Source organism: Tepidibacillus sp. HK-1 (assembly GCF_001748485.2).
In the GTDB taxonomy this organism is placed as follows: Bacteria; Bacillota; Bacilli; order Tepidibacillales; family Tepidibacillaceae; genus Tepidibacillus_B; species Tepidibacillus_B infernus.
This window is the reverse complement of record NZ_BDGM02000025.1, coordinates 1-19,642: the sequence shown is the minus strand read 5'-3', so window position 1 is coordinate 19,642 and position 19,642 is coordinate 1. Positions and strand designations below refer to the sequence as shown.

The window sequence follows — 19,642 nt, the reverse complement described above, 5'->3', positions numbered from 1 at the left end:
AGCAGCTTTAGCTGTGTAGCACGACTTGTACACTTTGTGTGCCTTCAGAAGTGCCCTTCTCTCCTTAATCTTTATTCATAGAAGGTATTTCCTACCATGACGGCTGGGTTGCCGTACATTTTCAACAAGAAATATAAGATCATATATAATGTATAGCCCCCTTTCGTCTTAAAAAGATCGGAAGGTCTTTTTATTGCCTTTTTTAAAGAGGAGGAGAGGGAAGAATGAGAAAAAGACATAAAACTTTTTCTGCAATGACTTATTTTCTAATTATTACGTTAATTAGCGGATTAATTATGCCCGGTTTTTTATCAAAAGCCAGTGCATCTTCTTATGATGGTTATGATTGGTTAGAAGAATGGCTTCCCCAACCAGGAAAAAGAACAGATCAAAATCCCTTTATGCCTCAAAGTCAAGTCATGAACCAAACATTACAAAGCAATATTCAAAATCCTTTATCTCAACTGCCCAGTCTTCAAGGGCAATACAACCTTGAACAATCTCCTTTCAATCCTGTGATAGAAGATCCCGTACAGCTTCCAACTGGTAATTTAAAGATTGAAGAAGAAGACCTCTTTTTAAATATTTATGCAAATCCGTTGTCTATTCAAAGAACTTACAACTTAAAAGATAAAGATAAATTGTTCCCTTTTGGTTATGGCTGGAGATTTTCTTATGATTACTATATTCAAATGTTTGCTGATTTTAATATTTCCGAGTTCAAGCCTGATGGAAGTAACGTTAACTATACCTATCAAAAAAATGATCCAAACGGTTTAGTGGATAGTTACGACGGTGATCCGCTGATATATTATCCTCTTGATCAAGGAACATATTCCAGCACAAGTAGATCTGATTTAGAAAGAATTTCTAAAGATGAATACCAAATTACAAAACCTGATGGTTATATCTATACCTTCAAAGGTTATAAGGCTCCATGGCGAGAAAACGCAGATCCTATTCAGGGAAAATTAATTGCAATCAAGGATCGTAATGGCAATACACTTCAATTTAATTATGATCAACAAGGTCATTTAATCCAAATTAAATCATCAGACGGAAGAGCAGTTTCCTTAACTTATAACAACGATTTAGTTCAGAGTATAACTGATCCACTAGGTCAAGTCACTTTCTATGAATATGAAGGTAAACGTCTAAACAAAGTAAAAAAACCAGATGGCACTTCAATCCAATATACATATGATCAGGATAATCGATTATTAACTATAACATATCCAAAAACAGGGAAAGAAAGTTTTACTTATCAAAATGATCGGGTTGTTCGTTATGATCAAGAAGGAGACTTAGTTTATGAATATCAGTATCAAGATACTGCTAAAAAGGTCGTTCGTATTGATGCTTTAGGTAATCGTACAGCTTTTGTATTTAATGATAAAAAGCAAATCATTCAAAAAACGAATCCTTTGGGGGAGACTTATTCTTATACTTATGATGATCAGAATCGCTTAACAAAGATTGAGTCCTCTTTAGGAACAACAGATATGCAATACGATGAATTAGGGAGATTAGTCTATAAATCTGACGAATATGGTCGAAGTTTCTCCTATCAATACAACTCATTTGATCAGATTACTCATATTGTGGATGAAACTGGACGTGAATGGCTTAGAGAATATGATAATAAGGGGAATTTATTAGCAAATATCAATCCCTTAGGCGAAAAAGAAAGATTCACCTATAATGATAAAGGCCTACTTGAAACCTATACCAATCCTAAAGGAGCTATTACTCGTTTCCAATATGATGAATATGGACAGCCTAGTTACGTGCAATATCCTTTGGGTGTTTATCAGCGTATGCAATATGATCGTTTAGGAAGATTATTGAAAATGAATAATGCAAGTGGTGGGACAATAGAAATCACATATGATCCAGCCAACCATCCCATTCAAGTAAAATATTCAAATGGACAAACATTCCGTTACGAGTATGAGAATGGATTATTAAAACGATGGGTTCAGCCTAATGGTGCCGTTACCACTTATACTTATAATACAAAAGGTCAACTTAAGGCAATCATCAATGCCGAAGGGGAATCTACTGTTTATTCATATAATCCTAAAGGGGAATTAATACAGATTAAAGGGCCTCTTGGAGCTAAGATTTCTTATCAATGGGATGCATTGGGTAGAATGATCAAAAAAGAAGGGAATTTAATTCCAGAAGAGTCATTTCAATATGGGTTAAATGGCCAATTAATTGAACAAAAAAATGCCGATGGAACCTTTCAATATACTTATGACAATAATGGAAGAATCAAATCGATCAAACAGAATGGGAACGTAGTAACAGACTTACAATATAATGAATATGGGTACCTTTCTTCTATTGTGAAAGCCAATCAAGAAATTCTCACATTTACTTATGATGCATTAGGGCGGGTTTTAACGAAAACAGACCCACTTGGTGGAAAAGAAACGTATGAATATGATAAAAATGGTAATCTAATCTCTGTTGTAAATCCATTGGGAAATAAGACAACCTACCGTTATGATGAAATGAATCAATTAATAGAAATGATAGATGCTGAGGGAAATTCTACTCAAATTCAGTATAGTCCTTTAGGACAAATAACAAGTACAATTGATGCAAAAGGGCAAAAAAATCAATATTTTTATGACGAGTTAGGTTTTTTAACTGCACAAATTGGCGCAAAAGGTGAAAAAACTTCTTTTACTTATAATTCTCTAGGTCAGGTAGAATCAATAACCAATCCATTAGGTCACATTCAAAAATTTGAATACAATGACTTAGGGTTGTTAACACAACTCACTGACCCTTTAGGGAATATAACTCAGTATGCCTACGATGAGTTACAAAGAATAAAAGAAATAATTGATCCAAAAGGTAATTCTACTTTTTATACATACGATATAGATCAATACAAGATTGAGGTAACGAATCCACTTGGAAACAAAAATGAATATTGGTTTGATGAAAATGGTAGATTACTATCTTTTATTGACCCCCTAGGGCGAGAAACACAATGGAAGTATAATCAAAACGGTCTACTGATTCAGAAGGTAAATCCACTTGGACACAAAACTCAATACGAATATGATGATCTTCAAAGATTAGTTGCTGAAGTTGATGCAAAAGGAAACAAGGAAAGATATGCTTATGATGAATCAGGCAATCTCATTTCGATTGTCAATCGGAACGGAGATAAGACTTCTTTTGAATATAATTTAGCTGGAGAAATTATTAAACGAATCGATGCAATTGGCAATGAAACAACATATTCGTATACTCCAACAGGCAAACTAGCAGAAGTAATTGATGCAACTGGAAGTAAAATTCAGTATCAATATGATCAATTAGGTCAATTAACAAAAGTGGTTGATCCATTAGGGGGAACAGTTTCATATCAATATGACCCTCAGGGTAATATTACTCGCATCGTGGATCCTGAAGGAGCAACTTCATTTTTTGATTATGATTTAGTAGGTAATCTTAAAGATTATACGGACTCAAGAGGGAATACCTGGAACTATCAGTATGATCCTACCGGTAAAATGACTGAAATCATTGATCCGGAAGGAAATAGGAAGTCATACATTTATGATTCTTTAGGTAACCTGATTGAGGAAATAGACCCTCGAGGTAACTCAACTCAGTATCTATATGATGCATTGAATCAGCTTGTCCAAATTACCGACGCCTTAGGGTATAAACAACAGTTTCAATATGATAAAGTTGGTAACTTGATAGAAATGAAAAAAGCTGATGGTTCAGTTAATAAATATCGTTATGACCAATTAAATCGTTTGCTTGAAAAAGTAGATCCCATGGGGAATTCAACCAAGTATCAATATGATCCTTTAGGAAACCTGCAAATGGTTGAAGATGCAGAGGGTAACCAAACAAAATACGAATATAATCGAATTGGTTTGCTAACCAAAGTAATGGATGCGATGGGTGGACAAACTACTTATTCCTATGATCCCTTGGGCAATTTGATCAAAATGGTGGATGCAAATGGGTATAGTACGCATTGGCAATACGATGCTATGGGTCGAATGACAAAAGAAATCAATGCTGAAGATGAAGAGTATATTTTTCGTTACGATTCTGTGGGTAACTTAATAGAAGAAAGAGACCCTAAAGGACAGTTGACCAAATATCAATACAATAAACGTAGAGAACTAACAAACATCGTATTACCTGATGGGGATCACATTCAATACCAATACGATTCCAACGGGAATATAATCAAAGCCGCAAACTTGCATTCCGAAGAAAATTATTCCTATAATTCATTAAATCAACTAACTAGAATTGAAAATCTAACATTAGATAAAGTCACTCAATTTTCCTATGATAAAGCAGGTAATCGTACACAGATCATCGATCCAGAAGATCGTGTGATTAATTATCAATATAATGAATTAAATCAATTGTCACAGTTAACTGACCCAGAAGGAAATCGTACAACTTTTTCTTATGATCCAGTTGGCCGTCTTCAAATGATTGAACGCCCAAATGGAGTGAATACAAACTACGAGTACGATCCAAATGGACAAGTATTCAAAATAGGTCATCAAGGGAATAACTATTATTCTTCCTACCAATATCTCTATGATCAAGTTGGAAATCGTATCAAGCAAATAGAAGAGGACGGAGCAACTACAACTTATCAATATGATGCGTTGTACCGTCTTACATACGTTCATTATCCTAAAGAAAAGATTGAACAGATTAAAGCAAGCTACTATACACCTCCACAAGAAAATAAACAAATAACGGGTGAAAATATTCTTCCAACTGTAACACCTCAACAAGATCAAGGTAAGAATAATAGCAATGAAAATAGAAAATCAAATACTAAGGAAAAGGGAAAAACTTCGTCTCTCTTTTGGGCACTATCTGATACAGTCTTATTCGCAAATAAGATGACAACTGTTACAAATGATGTTTACCAGGGAAATGAGCATGCCAATAACGGGAAAAGTGGACAAAGAAACGATCAAGGAAATAGTGGAAATAACGGAAATTCAACTCATGGAAATAGTAATAAAGAAAATGGGAATAACGGAAAAGGGAATAACGAGGGAAAAGGTAAAGAAAAAGCCCACGGTAGAGGAAAGGATAAAAATAAAAAACCTAAACCTTGGGAACAATTTCTATGGAATATGAACCTTCCTCAGTTAAACCTTTATCCGGAAAAACCAGATTACTTAATTGATCCAGTTGAAGAAGTATGGTATGAATACGATAAAGCAGGCAATCGTACAAAAATGATCGCTGATGGAGAGATTACAACATATTCTTATGATAAAGCGAATCGTTTACTTCAAGCCGGAGAAGATTCCTTTATCTATGACGAAAACGGCAATCTCATTGAAAAGACAACTAAAGATGGTATAGTCAAATATGAATATACTGGCAACAACAAGCTAAAAGGAGTCTACTATCCTGATCAAACCAAAGTAGAATTTCAGTATGATGCTTTTGGTCGAAAAATTAGTCGTTCCCAAACATTTTATGACTTAAAGGGTGACAACTCAAAGGGTAATGGACAAGGAAGATATAATGCCATTCAAAAGGGCAATGGAGAAAAAAATGGATTAAGACAACAAATCGAAAATCCATATAGTCATCTATTAAAAGAAGAAGTTACTCAATACCTCTATGATGGGATGAATGTCCTAAAGGAATATGGAGAAAATGGAGAACCTCTAGCACAATATTATATGGCTGATGATCAAATCATCGCGAGGAAAATGTTTGGCCTTCATGGTAGAAAACAAGAAGGATATGAGGGCAATATTCGCACTCGTGGCGGATTATTATACTATCAACAAGATGCACTAGGAAACGTCATGGATCTAACTGACCAAACAGGCGATGTAGTCATGAAATACCGTTATGATGCCTTTGGTAACTTATTTACCCAAATGGCAGCACCTTATAACGTAGTCGGATTTACAGGCCAAACTTATGATGCCAAAGCCAGTCTGATGGATTACAATGCTAGATGGTATAGTCCAAAATATGGCCGTTTTACAACCATGGACACCTTTATGGGTTGGATAGAGAATCCACTTAGTCTAAACCGATATAGCTATGTAATGAACAATCCAGTTAACTTTATAGATCCAACTGGTCACCAAGCTGAGGCTGGTGCAGGAGGTGTAAATGGTTCAACAGCAAACTTAATAGTAAATGGAGAAAACTATGGAGAGGTTGACTTATCAAATGGACACACATACTTTGAAGACGGCTCATCAGTTAGAGAGATATATGAAAATTTAGGTGGTACAGTTACATGGGATAGTGATACTCAAAGTGTGATCGTGACCTTTCCTGAGGAGGATGAGGGAAGTAGCGGTAGTGGTAGCTCTGGTTCTAGGAATAATGACCATGATACGCATACACCTACAGTGCAGGAAATTCTAGCACAAAGGAGTAATAACTTTAATAATAGCTCTGGGGGAATGCCATCCAATTCAGACATAAATATCACAATAACAAATGATGCTTTAACAAATGATATTAATCAATTAAAGAAGAATTATGAAAAGATTGAAGAATATACTAGAATAATTAAAAGTGAAAATTCTAGTATGTCTGAAAAGCTTAGAGTTGCTCCCAAACTTTTACTAGTTAATATGAAATATAGATATAACTATGCATGGATAGATATGGGAATTAAAGCAGAACTTGAAGGGCTAGCCTCCTATGATGAGAGGTGGAGCATTAACAGTATATGACCCAAAATTTGCGGCTCAGCAATTATTGAGGGATATAAATACAATTACACAATTAATGGTGTCAAAATAGAAATAAAGTGGTATGCTCCCGATACAAATGCAGCAACAAAATTTCTGGGAAGTAATTCTGGAAGTGGATGGACAGCACAAATTAAAATTGATGGAAAACTCCTTGGACAAGATGGCATTAATAGAGAGATAGAAGAATGGCTATTAAGTATTATCGATTTTAACGAGGGGAGCCATCCTTTTTTCTTTTTGTCCAAAAAGAACATTTGTTTTGATAAATCAATGTATCGTACTCCCCAACCATCGTAAAATGTGTTAGCATGATAATAATGAGCATAAATGGTGAGGAGTTTTTTTATGAAACGAATCGTGTTGCATAAAGATTTTAGTCCTTTAGGTAAGGGTCTTCAAACCATTCAACCCCTTTCATCTACTAAAAAATGGATCTATCTGGTACCGAGTGGATCGTTGATTCCTAAAGTAAAAGAGATGTTGCTAGATATAAAGCAACCTCATGTTCAAAAGGGAATTGAAGTGATGACTTTTGACCAAATGATGCGACAAATTGCTTTAAATAGTGAACACTTTAAGATGCTTACTCCTTCTGAACAGGAGTTATTGGTCAAACATGCTGTTGAACAAGTACATAGGGAAAAAGGCATCATTCATTTTTACGAGTCAATGAATAAAACTGGATGGCTTCATCAAGTGGAGATGTGGATCGGTGAAATCAAACGGGCAGGGGTCACCCCTGATCAGCTGATTGCTTTATGGCAAGAAGATTCACAAAAAAATAAAGAATTAGCATGGATCTATGAGGCTTACCACCAATTATTACAAAAGTACGCTTTGATTGACCATGAGGAATCTTATTATTTGTTTTTACAACAAACAGAATTAGGGGAATCATTACATGAATACATGGGTGTGGTGACAGACCAGTTTTATGATTTTTCACCCATTCAAATGCTGGTCTTGGATAAACTAGGGGTTCTTGGCTTAAATATCATCGTTCATTTAGCGGTTGATGAACAACGCCCTGAATTATTCCAATGGACGTTGAATACGATTGACTTTCTAACGAACTTAGGTTTTCAACAAGAGAGAAACACTGAGGAAAATCAAGAGATGCAATCCAAAGTTTCACCAGCCATCAACCATCTCAAAAAAGCAATCTTTTTCCCGTTTCCTGAAAAAATCGATGCACATCAATCCGTTCATTTACTTGCTGTTCCTGGTAATAAATGGGAAGTCGAAATGGTTGCGGCAGAAATCAAATCTTATGCTTTGGGACAAGCGATTCCTTTACATGAAATGGCGATCATTGTGCCACAAATGGAACGGTATAAAGAGGTTATCTATGAAGTGATGGAGAAAGCTGGGATTCCGATTCGTCTTGCCAAAAGACAACGACTAATAGAAAATCCTTTTGTTCAAGCGATCATTAGTCTTTTAAAAGCCATGAATGGACAAAAGAACGATTGGTTGTCGATGTTGGTTAGCCCTTATTTTAAATGGAATCAAGAGATTGATCCTTACCAACTTACACATATCTTTCGCTCATGCGGATATCCCATGACACAAAAGAGCTGGAACGAAAGATTCATTTCCTATAAACAGAGATATGAATCAAAAGAAAACGAATTAAAAAAATATGATGACGTCATGCAAACGATCTTTGAGTTAGTTGAGATTGCACCCAAAAAGGGAATAAATCAGGAATATATCCAATTTATCGATCGATTAGAACAGACCTTACGAATAAAGGAACAGATCAAACTATATTTCTTTTCAAATCCTACAGAGGAAACGGCATTTCGTGATCTAAAGGCTTACGAAAAGTGGCAGGAAGTGAAACAGGAGCTTGCGATGATGGATCAATATATGGAAGGAGATCATGGGGAGAATCAGGTTGATTTTTGGAACTGGATCCAATCTTTAATTTTGGCATGTGAGAAAAGCGATTATGATTTTACGCAAGGGAAAAAACAAGGTGTTTTTATTTTACAACCCAACCAAATACGCGGACAACAATTTAAAATCGTGTTTATTCTTGGGTTGGTGGAAGGAGATTTCCCACGACCGATCAAGAATGACTGGCTTATGCCTGACCAAGAACGCTATGAGTTAAGAAAACAGGGGATTCATTTAAATCTTTCTAGGGAATACGAGAATCAACAAAAGTATCATTTTTATCAAAGCATTGCTTCAGCTACAGAACAACTATACCTTGTCTATTCCTCTAAGAATGAGGAAGGAAAAGAATGGTTACGCTCTTTCTTTGTTGAAGAATGCTTGGAATGCATCATAGAGGAAACGTATGATACAAAAACCCTTGATGTGTCTGACCTTGTTCCACGAGATTTTCAGGATTGCGCCCATGAAGAGCAATTATGGAATAAAGTGTTTAAAGAAGATCATGATCTGATCAAAGATTTGCTTAGAGAACAAGATGAGGAGAGATTACGAAAAATAGAATATGGTATTTCCAGTGAAAAAGAACGTGATTTGTTGTTTTCCTCATATGATGGCAATTTACAACAAGCACAACATGTTGAAGAAATGAAGCAATGGATGACGAAAAAGGTTTGGAGTACATCTCAATTAAATCAAGCAAGTCAGTGTCGTTTTTCTTATTTTGCAAAAGATATTTTAAAATTAACGGAGTGGGAAGAACCAGAGGAATCCATGTCTCCAAATGAAAAGGGAGATTTGATTCATCGTGTATTACAACGCTTTTTTTCCCGCTTTCGTAAAAATGGTGGAGAGATCTTTCACCCCGATTTGCAGGGGGAATATGAAAAATGGTTGCTACAAATAGCTGAGGAAGAATGGCAAGTCTTTCTACACCAGAATGAGCGAACCATTCATCCCGTATTAAGTGATTTAGATTGGCAAAAAGTTGTACAAGATCTAAAACAGATCGTTCGTCATGAACAATCTTGGCGAAAAAAAAGCGGATCTACTCTTTATCCTCAATACCTTGAGTTTTCCTTTGGCATGCCGATTGATGAAGAAATGCTAAGAAAAGAAGAAATTGATCCTCTTTCTACGACTGAGAAGGCAGAGATTCAATTACCAACGAAAACGTTAGTATTAAGGGGCAAAATTGATCGTATTGATGTAAATGATGAAGGACAGTTTGTAATTTATGATTATAAAACGGGTCAACCTCCAGAAAACAAAGAAATTAAACAAGGAATCCATCTACAACTTCCACTTTACTTATTTGTTTTGGAATCTCTATTCCATTTTCCATTAGATCTTGCGATTGGAGCTTCCTTTTATACCCAAGGGAAAAGGAATGACAAAGGGGAAATCGTGGATAGCCGGAATCGTGGTATTTGGAAAAATGATTTCTTAGATCAAGTAGGAATCAGTAACCGAGTTGGTTCTAAAATAGACGAAGAAGAATGGCAACAGTGGGTAGAAGAAATGAAAATAAGAATCGAACAATTGCTCACTGAAATGGAACAAGGAGATTTTTCTGTATTACCAAGCACAGAATGTCCAAGCTATTGTCCTTTTCAACATATTTGTCGAAAAGATGAAGAACGCATCAAAAACAAAATCCGGCTAAAGGAGGGAGTCTAGTGGCTTTTCCTTTAACAGATGAACAACGATTTGCAGTAGATACGTTACATCTAAATTGTATTGTTCCTGCAGGTGCTGGCTCAGGAAAAACGAGGGTACTTGTAGAAAGATACCTTAAAATTATTGAAAAATATGCAGACGTTCCGAATATAATTGAACAAATCGTGGCTATCACCTTTACTGAAAAAGCAGCAAAAGAAATGAAAGAACGGGTTAGAAAAGGAATGGTTGAAAGAAGGGACCAAGCTTTTGAAAGTGGCGATTTAGATGCTGCCAACCTTTGGCGAAACAATATTCAACGGTTAGAACGGGCATCCATCTCTACCATTCACTCCTTTTGTGCCAAGATCCTAAGAGAATTCCCTGTTGAAGCCAAGGTTGATCCGGAATTTCAAGTACTTGAAGCAACAGATAGCAAGTGGATTCTTGCTGATACGATTGAAAGGGAATTTAAAAAATTTCTAAAAGAAGAAAAGGAAAAAGGAATATCTCCTTTTTATCAGTGGGTTTCTAAAGCTGGTTTTTCTAGAGTTTTAAAACAATTGCAAAAGGTATATGAACAAATATCAAACACGGGGATCGATTTTACACAGATTAAAGGATTAACTGAAGCCCAGTTCCGTTTTTCTCCCTACCAATGGATCACTGGAATTGACCAACTGATTGAGGCAGGAGACGGATTGTATAATAGTGATAGTAATTATAAACGTTTTAAAGAATATCAGGAACAATGGCCAAATGTAAAACAACAAATCGTCTTGGCACAAGAAGTTGGAGAAGGCCTTCAAGAAGCGATCAACCAGATGATCGAAATCACCAGTGGTCAGTTTGGTAAAGGTTTGGTTTCAGCTTTAAGGAAAAAAGCCAATGATCAGGCCAAAGAGTTAAATCAATGGCTAAAAGCGATTGAGTACCATGAATGGGAAAAAGAATATTTGACAGGCTTTTATCCTTTGTTACAAAAAATAGATGAGGCATTTCGACGTGAAAAAAATAAACGCAACAGCTTGGATTTTGATGATTTACAATTTCAGGCCATTCGTTTGTTGGAAGAAAATCAAGAGGTAAAAGAAAAACTGAAAAAAAGAATCTCCTATTTAATGATTGATGAATTTCAAGATAATAATCAGGTTCAAAAAAGGCTGATCTCACTGCTTTTAAAGGATGATAAACAAACCATCCAACCAGGTCGTTTATTCGTTGTTGGTGATCCGAAGCAATCGATTTATCGTTTCCGTGGGGCAGATGTCCATGTTTTTAAAAAAATGGAACAGGAAATCAGTGCAATGGAAGGAAGAATTGCTCCATTGCAATATAATTTTCGCTCTCATCCAGATATTATTCAGTTTGTAAACTTTTTCTTTGAACAAGTCATGTCCAGTGATGAAACGTCGCCAAATTATTATAAAGAAGCGATTGCGAAAAAGGAAAAAATCGCTGAAGATGAAGTGGTTGAATTTATTCCTATATATCATGATACAGATGATGAGCAATCTGTACGGGAAAAAGAAGCCACCTATATTGCTAAACGAATCGAACAGTTAGTTACTAGAGGAGTAGAACCGAAAGAGATCACCATATTATTTCGTTCCATGTCCCAAGTGAAAATATATGAACAAGCTCTTTTGAAGAAGAATATTCCTTATTATGTGGTAGGAGGACGTGGGTTTTATCAAAAACAGGAAATCTATGATCTGTTACATGTGTTAAAATATCTAATCGACCCTACCAATAAAATTGCTTTAGCCGGGATTCTACGTTCACCAATGGTTGCTATCACTGATGATACGCTATACCATTTGCTGACAAAAGAAATATGGAACAAACCATTTAGTCAATGGCGTAGTGCGATAAACGACTTAGCGCAAACAGAAATAGAAAAAGTAGAACATTTTGTTCATTGGGTTTCTCTACTTAAAAAAGAAGTAGGAAGAACGAAAGTGTCTGTACTATTAAAAAAGATTTTAGAATTGACACATTATCAAACGATTTTGTTTGCTTTACCACAGGGAGTCCAAGCCGTTGCAAACGTGGAAAAACTGATTAGGCAGGCTGAACATTTCCCGGGAGATAACCCTTACTCTGTCTATGAATTTTTACAACGGATAGAACGCTTAATCGAGGAATCTCAAGAAGAAACAGAGGCAGCTGTGGAATCGGAGACAGGAAACACAGTAAAATTGATGACCATTCATCAATCAAAAGGGCTAGAGTTTCCCTATGTTTTTGTTCCAGATTTGTCACGAAAACCAGTCAATGACGATTCATTAATCCGCTTTAATTCGAAAATGGGGCTTTCGTGTAAAGTGCCGTTGTTAGAAGGAGAATGGGAGGAACCCATTCGTTGGTTGTACCTTTCTAAAATAGAAAAAGAGTTAGAACGGGATGAATCTGTACGGGTATTCTATGTTGCCGCAACAAGAGCAGAGCAAAAACTGATTCTATCTGGAAAAGTCGAACAAGTGAAAAAAGAAATCGAAGTTAGTGAGGTCTTATCTACCAACACCTGGAGCAAATGGATCGATGTTGTCTTAAAATATGAAACGATCTCATTAGGGGAAGCGATTTGGCATTATCCTTTGAAAAATGGAGAGGTTGGGAGAATAAAAGTTATTCACTATGATGATCAAGAAACATTGCAAGAATCTGATTCAATGCATGAAGTTGAAGCTGTAAAATCTAGTAAGAAAAATACGAATCGTGAAATAAAAGTTTTAAATTATACCAAACCATTACAAGTTTTACCAGAAGATACAAGGTACAGTGTATCATCGATTAAACGTTATCAACAATGCCCACGATACTATTATTTTACGGATCGTCTTTCATTGTTTTCGACATTGGATTGGTTGAATGAAGAAAAGATCGATTTTAATGAAGAGGATGTAGAAATGGTTGGTGAAAATACTGATGAAAATAATGGTACTAACTCACTAAAGACTGAACAGTTAACACCAAGTTTGAAAGGGACGATTGTTCATCAACTGTTAGAAGCTCTTACTCACCAACCTGATCAAATTGGTGATTGGCAGAAACTTTTACAAAAGAATTTAATTAAGCAAGGGATTAGGGTAGAGAATATAGTAGACACCGATTGGGAAGTTTTCCAAACCGAAGTTCATCAGTTTGTAGATTATTTCCAGCAAAGCCCGTTTTTCAGACAACAACCATCTGATTCCTATTTAACAGAGTATGATTTTATCCTTTCACTAAGGAATGGGAAAATCTTTGGAACCATAGACCGTCTTGACATACATTCGGATGGAACCTTTTCAATCATTGACTATAAAACAGATAAAAACGTAGACAAAGAGATTTATGAACCGCAAATTCTCACTTATGCCCTTGCAATACAAAAGAATCTAGGCTTAAAACCCGCAAACGGCTATTTATATTTTATTCGACACAATCAGATTGAGTCGATTGTAATCGATGAAGCACGATTATTAGAGTGGGAAGAACAATTAGAAGAAATAATGAACAAGATCAACCAATCCCAAGCTCAGGAAGATTTTACTCAGAATCTTGAACATTGTAGCCGATGTGCATTCAAAAATCTATGTTATAAAAAAGATTGAAGTTTAAAAAAATAAATGAAACTTTTTGCCCGGCTGCTACGTCTTAATAATGTAGATTCAATTTTTATGATAGCCCATAAATTTATGAAGGCCGGGATTTCATATGAAAAGTTTTTCAAAAATAATCATAGGGTTACTTCTTCTTAGTCTCTTGTTAACAGGTTGTAATCTTTTTGATAACGATTCACAAAAACACTTGGTCGAGCCACAGGTACCAGAGAATCCACAGACCCCAAAGAACCCTCAGAATCCTTCTTCTGGGACAGTAAATACGTTACAAGAGGCTTTTCCAACTTCACTGATATTTAAAAAACCTCAAGATTTTATGGAAATCATCATTCCAGGGTTTCGTATTGGTTTAACAAAAGAACAAATTCAAGAAAAATTGGGGAAACCGAATTTGGTGCAAAGTAAACAAAGTGAATGGCAGAATCTAGAAGAATGGATTTATGATGATGTTAATGGGTATCGATTGGAGTTACAATTTGATGAAAGGAATCAGTTGATTAATTTTCAATTGAGCAAATACTTAACGGCTAGAGGGATTGTTCCTACTATTTTGAATAGGCAGGTTCCAGCTCCAGGCTCACCACTTACTTATTCAGAATTAGGCTTCCAAGAGGTGATTTTAGGTTCAACTGTTGATGAAGTGACTGGTCATTTTGACCAACCTATGATGGCCTATATGAGTTATGATGAAATGTATGGATATGACCTTGCTATGGTCTACCAAGGAATAACTGTTCATGCTTTATTAGAAACAGAAGAACCCTATGTACATTTGATAGAGACTAATGATGATGGATTGATACCGACAGATCGGGGCATTCAAGTTGGAAGTTCAGTCGATGAGGTAATCAAACAATACGGTCCCCCTTCCTATGATTGGCGGGAAACAGGTGATCTTATTTACTCCACTGATGACTATTGGTTTGCTATTAAATTTAAAATTGAAGATGACAAGGTTCAATCTATTTCCATCTATGAAGCATCATAGCCACTTAAAAAGTGGCTTTTTATTTTACCCTTTGAAATGGTAACATGAAAGAAGACAAATCATTTCTTTTAAAGGGGTCATCATTTTATGTTCCAGTTACTTCTACTGATGATTGAACGAATCGGTTTAATTGTGACGATCGCATTTGTATTGACTAGATCAACCACTTTTCGCAAATTAATTGACCATAAATCGGACACCTTTACCAAGATTAAGCTTGCGATTTTATTTGGCTTTTTTGGAATTGTAGGAACCTATACTGGAGTTGCGATCCAACCTGAAACTCATGGTTCTACATTATGGATCAAAGATATCGTTCAAATTGATTTTGACGAAGCATTGGCCAATTCTAGGGTAGTTGGTGTTGCGATTGGAGGATTATTAGGAGGACCAGTGGTTGGATTAGGGGCTGGTCTCATTGCTGCGGTTCACCGTATGCTTTTAGGTGGTTTTACTGGGTTAGCCTGTGGCATGTCAACTGTTACAGAGGGTTTAATGGCAGGGATGGTCTATAAGAAATTTGGCAATCGTCGAATCGTTTCTACTAGCATGGCATTTTTGACAGGGTTTGTTGCTGAAACAGTACAAATGATCATCATCCTATTACTTGCTAAACCTTTTGATAAAGCATGGGCATTAGTACAAGTGATTGGACTACCAATGATTATCGCTAATAGTATTGGTATCGCTATTTTTATTGCGATCATTCACAGTGTGATTCATGAAGAAGACCGGATTGAGGCCAACCAAGCACAAAAGGTCTTACATATTGCTGATCAAACCCTTGTACATCTTCGTAAAGGATTGAATGAAGAATCTGCCACTGAAATTGCAAAGCTATTATTAAAAACAACAAGGGTTTCAGCTGTCTCGATTACAGATAAACATCGGATATTATCCCATGTGGGTTTGGGAAGTGACCATCATATTCCAGGTCATTCATTGTTAACGGAGGCAACCAAACGAGTTTTACAAACAGGAAAAATATATGTAGCAAAATCAACCGATGAAATACGCTGTGAACATCCAAAATGTCCTTTACAGGCAACCATTATTGTCCCAATCAAGAAATCAAATCAACCAATAGGAATTTTAAAATTTTACTTCTCTAACCCTAAGCAAATTCGACCAGTAGATAAGGAATTAGCATTAGGTCTAGGGAGATTGCTTTCTCACCAGCTTGAAGTGATTGAAGCAGAAAAACAAGCCAAGTTAGTGACTGATGCCGAGATTAAGGCATTACAAGCGCAGGTAAATCCTCACTTTTTATTTAACTCACTAAATACAATTGTCGCTTTGATTCGTACACAACCTGATTTAGCACGTAAATTGCTGATTCAATTAGGACATTTTTTTCGCCAAAACTTGAATGCGTCAATGTATGAACTCGTTACTTTTAAACAAGAACTTGAACATACACAAGCTTACCTAAATATTGAACAAGCAAGATTTTCTGAAAGGTTAAAGGTGAATTTTGACATTGATAAAAAAGTTGAGCATGTATTATTGCCCCCATTAACATTACAGCCGTTAGTAGAAAATGCAATTAAACATGGTTTGAAGAACAGCCAACAAGAATGGATGATTGATATAACTTTAAAAAAACAGGGTAATCATTCCATGATTTCCGTAAAAGATAACGGAATTGGAATGGAAGTAGAGCGAATCAACCAATTGCTTTACCAACGTGTAGAATCTGTATCTGGAACTGGATTAGGATTATATAATGTACACCAACGTTTACTTGGACGGTTTGGCGAAGAGTCAAGGCTTCATATTGAAAGTGAAGTAGGAAAAGGAACATTGATTTGGTTCCTGGTACCAATTGGTTAAAGATGGGAGTGAATAGGCGATGACCATAAAAGTATTGATTGTGGATGATGAGTCTTTAGCTAGGGATGAGCTACGATATTTATTGAGTCAAGAGGATGAGATAGAGATCGTTGGGGAAGCGGAGAATGGAGAAGAGGCCTTAACGAAAATTTTCAATTTAAATCCAGATATCGTATTTTTAGATATTCAGATGCCTAAAATTGATGGATTAACAGTAGCTAGAACTTTGCTAGACTTAAAAAAGAAACCTTTCATTATCTTTGCAACGGCTTATGATCAACATGCGATTCATGCTTTTGAAGTGAATGCGATCGACTATTTGCTCAAACCTTTTGACGAAGATCGTGTGATGAAAACCATTGAAAAGATTAAAGAAAAATTAAATCATCCAAATCAAGAAGTTTTTTTTAAATGGCTCGAGCAATTAAGAGAAGGTTCCAATCAGCTGTCTAAACATACTTCAAAATTAGCTGTTCAACTTGAAGAACGCGTGCTTTTAATCGATCCAAATGATATTGTATATGCCTTTCGAGAGGGTCGGGGTGTCCTAATCAAAACATTTGCGGAAACCTATACCACCAAATACACGTTACAGGTTTTAGAAGAAAAATTGAAGAACTTTTCCTTTTTTCGTGTACATCGCAGCTATTTAGTAAATTTAAACCACATTCAAGAAATGACTCCTTGGTTTAATGGTGCATATACTTTGACGATGAAAGATCAACAACAATCTAAGGTTCCTGTAAGTAGACAATTTGTCAAACCACTAAGAGATGCACTAGAGCTTTAATGCGAATACCAAACAGGACAAAATAATCGCCATTCATACCAAGATTTGAACATTTTAGACAAAATTTAGACACAATTTTTCCTTCTTTTATTAAAATTGAATTTGAAAACGATTGCAAATTAATCAACATAAGAGAAAGAGGGGAAATGTATCATGATTACTTTCTTATTATCATTTGTAGCTCTTATTTTAGGTTATATTTTTTATGGGCGATATGTTGAGAAAGTATTTGGTGTGAATGAAAATAGGCAAACACCTGCCTATGTAAGTAATGATGGTGTGGACTTTGTACCTATTGATTGGAAAAAGGGAAGCTTGATTCAGTTATTAAATATTGCAGGATTAGGACCCATTTTTGGGCCTATTTTAGGGGCATTGTGGGGTCCAGTCGCCTTTTTGTGGATTGTATTAGGTGGGATTTTTGCCGGTGCAGTTCATGACTACTTCTCTGGTATGCTATCCGTAAGAAACAATGGTGCACAATTACCTGACTTAGTTGGTAAATATCTTGGTAATGGTATGCGTCAATTTGTTAACGTGTTCTCTTTAGTATTACTGATCTTAGTTGGAGTCGTTTTCGTAACAGGACCTGCTTCTTTAATTGTCACACTAACACCTGATTGGATGACTTTAGGAATTGTAAGTGCCTTGATTTTCGTTTACTATATTTTGGCTACTTTATTACCGATTGATAAAATTATCGGGAAGATTTATCCATTATTTGGTGCTTTATTGATTATTATGGCGATCGGTGTCGGGGGAGGATTGCTTGTTAAAGGTTATCATATCCCTGAATTAACATTAAGCAACTTACATCCAAAAGGATTACCAGTTTGGCCATTACTCTTCATTACGATTGCTTGTGGTGCGATTAGTGGTTTCCATGCTACTCAATCTCCACTTATTGCACGTACCATTCAAAATGAAAAATATGGACGTAAAGTATTTTATGGCATGATGATTGCTGAATCCATGATCGCTATGGTTTGGGCAGCAGCAGGAATGGCTGTTTTCAATGGAGTTGATGGACTACAAGATGCATTAGTACAATATGGTGGACCAGCAGGAGTTGTGCGCCAAGTCTCTATTTCTATGTTAGGGGCAGTTGGTGGAACTTTTGCAATTATCGGTGTCATTGTATTACCAATTACCTCAGGAGATACTGCGTTCCGTGGTGCACGTCTTCTCATTGCGGATTTCTTAAAACTAAGTCAACGTAAAATTAGTAAACGCTTAATGATTACACTCCCATTATTTGCAGTGGGTTATAGTTTAACATTAATCGACTTTAACTTCTTATGGAGATATTTTTCCTGGGCGAACCAAACAACAGCGATGATCCTTTTATGGGCGGCAGCTATGTTCTTAGTACAAGAAGGAAAGAATTACTGGATTGCAACGATTCCAGCTACTTTTATGACAGCAGTATCTTTCACTTATATCTTACAAGCGCCAGAAGGATTTGGATTGCCAACAACGATTTCATACCCAGTAGGGTTAATCATTACAGCAGCAATCGTCATCATCTTTGCGCTTAAGGCTATCAAAACAAGAAAACAATATTCAGTTTCATTAGAAAATTAGAGAACAGTAAAATCTTTTAGAGAGGTGAGAAACGGATGAAACCTATTATTCCAGTCTTTGACATTCAAATCGAGTTGACTGAAAGGTTAAAAGAGTATATTAAGAATAATGGGGGAATTCTTACCATCGCAGAAGCACCTCAAACAGGTTGCTGTACCAACTTTCTCTTCGTTGGGGCACAACTAGGCAAACCTAAGGAAGAGGGATATTATCGAGTTCTTGAGGAGGAAGGTATTCAAATCTACTGGGATCCTTTTATCCTCAAAAAGGACAAAAAATATGAATTGGATTTAGAAGGATTGTTTAAGTGGAAAACGATTGTGGTCCATTAATGATAGTCTGATAAGAAATATTATAGTAAAAAACGGTAGCTATAAAAACAGCTGCCGTTTTTTTTAGTGCGCCACGCATGGCGATTAACTAGACGGTGAAAGTCCGTTATGGGGGTATGTAGCAACCAACCATTAGCCTAAGGCAAGGGTGTCCATCGTGAGGTGGAATCTGAAGGAAGCCGGCGGCAAAG

8 protein-coding genes are annotated in these 19,642 nt (G+C 36.1%); all 8 read left to right on the top strand.

Features of this window, described 5'->3' with window-relative positions; all coding sequences use genetic code 11:
• Positions 1 to 224 precede the first annotated feature (224 nt).
• The 8 genes from BEN26_RS11880 to BEN26_RS11845 all read left to right on the top strand — a co-directional run bounded on the left by BEN26_RS11880 (position 225) and on the right by BEN26_RS11845 (position 19,451).
• The gene (locus tag BEN26_RS11880; RefSeq protein WP_069798624.1) at positions 225 to 6,734 is read left to right on the top strand and encodes an RHS repeat-associated core domain-containing protein; all 6,510 of its coding nucleotides are present in this window, start codon (positions 225 to 227) and stop codon (positions 6,732 to 6,734) included.
• A 366-nt stretch (positions 6,735 to 7,100) separates the two neighbouring features.
• Positions 7,101 to 10,337 (top strand): PD-(D/E)XK nuclease family protein, encoded by a 3,237-nt coding sequence (locus BEN26_RS11875; RefSeq protein WP_069798626.1) that lies wholly within the window; start codon positions 7,101 to 7,103, stop codon positions 10,335 to 10,337.
• A complete protein-coding gene (locus tag BEN26_RS11870; RefSeq protein ID WP_069798628.1) occupies positions 10,337 to 13,915 on the top strand; it encodes a UvrD-helicase domain-containing protein in 3,579 nt (1,192 codons plus the stop codon). The genes BEN26_RS11875 and BEN26_RS11870 overlap by 1 nt, the downstream gene beginning before the upstream one ends.
• Positions 13,916 to 14,018: 103 nt before the next feature.
• Positions 14,019 to 14,912 carry a hypothetical protein gene (locus BEN26_RS11865; protein WP_069798630.1) on the top strand — a complete coding sequence of 298 codons (894 nt, stop codon included), beginning with the start codon at positions 14,019 to 14,021 and terminating at the stop codon, positions 14,910 to 14,912.
• 87 nt (positions 14,913 to 14,999) lie between these two features.
• On the top strand, positions 15,000 to 16,745 hold the full coding sequence (locus BEN26_RS11860; RefSeq protein ID WP_069798632.1) for a sensor histidine kinase: 1,746 nt from the start codon (positions 15,000 to 15,002) through the stop codon (positions 16,743 to 16,745).
• Positions 16,746 to 16,764: 19 nt separating this feature from the next.
• Entirely contained in the window at positions 16,765 to 17,535 is a 771-nt protein-coding gene (locus BEN26_RS11855) for a LytR/AlgR family response regulator transcription factor (protein ID WP_069798633.1), read from the top strand.
• Positions 17,536 to 17,688: 153 nt separating this feature from the next.
• Positions 17,689 to 19,119, top strand: a complete 1,431-nt coding sequence (locus tag BEN26_RS11850; protein ID WP_069798635.1) for a carbon starvation CstA family protein — start codon at positions 17,689 to 17,691, stop codon at positions 19,117 to 19,119.
• Positions 19,120 to 19,154: 35 nt separating this feature from the next.
• A complete protein-coding gene (locus BEN26_RS11845) occupies positions 19,155 to 19,451 on the top strand; it encodes a CC/Se motif family (seleno)protein (RefSeq protein ID WP_068724922.1) in 297 nt (98 codons plus the stop codon).
• Positions 19,452 to 19,642: the final 191 nt, after the last annotated feature.

Bases quoted from the DNA above. Each gene is read 5' to 3' on its own strand.
- BEN26_RS11845 (WP_068724922.1), top strand. From the start codon at position 19,155: ATGAAACCTATTATTCCAGTCTTTGACATTCAAATCGAGTTGACTGAA.
- BEN26_RS11855 (WP_069798633.1), top strand. From the start codon at position 16,765: ATGACCATAAAAGTATTGATTGTGGATGATGAGTCTTTAGCTAGGGAT.
- BEN26_RS11865 (WP_069798630.1), top strand. From the start codon at position 14,019: ATGAAAAGTTTTTCAAAAATAATCATAGGGTTACTTCTTCTTAGTCTC.
- BEN26_RS11850 (WP_069798635.1), top strand. From the start codon at position 17,689: ATGATTACTTTCTTATTATCATTTGTAGCTCTTATTTTAGGTTATATT.
- BEN26_RS11875 (WP_069798626.1), top strand. From the start codon at position 7,101: ATGAAACGAATCGTGTTGCATAAAGATTTTAGTCCTTTAGGTAAGGGT.
- BEN26_RS11860 (WP_069798632.1), top strand. From the start codon at position 15,000: ATGTTCCAGTTACTTCTACTGATGATTGAACGAATCGGTTTAATTGTG.
- BEN26_RS11880 (WP_069798624.1), top strand. From the start codon at position 225: ATGAGAAAAAGACATAAAACTTTTTCTGCAATGACTTATTTTCTAATT.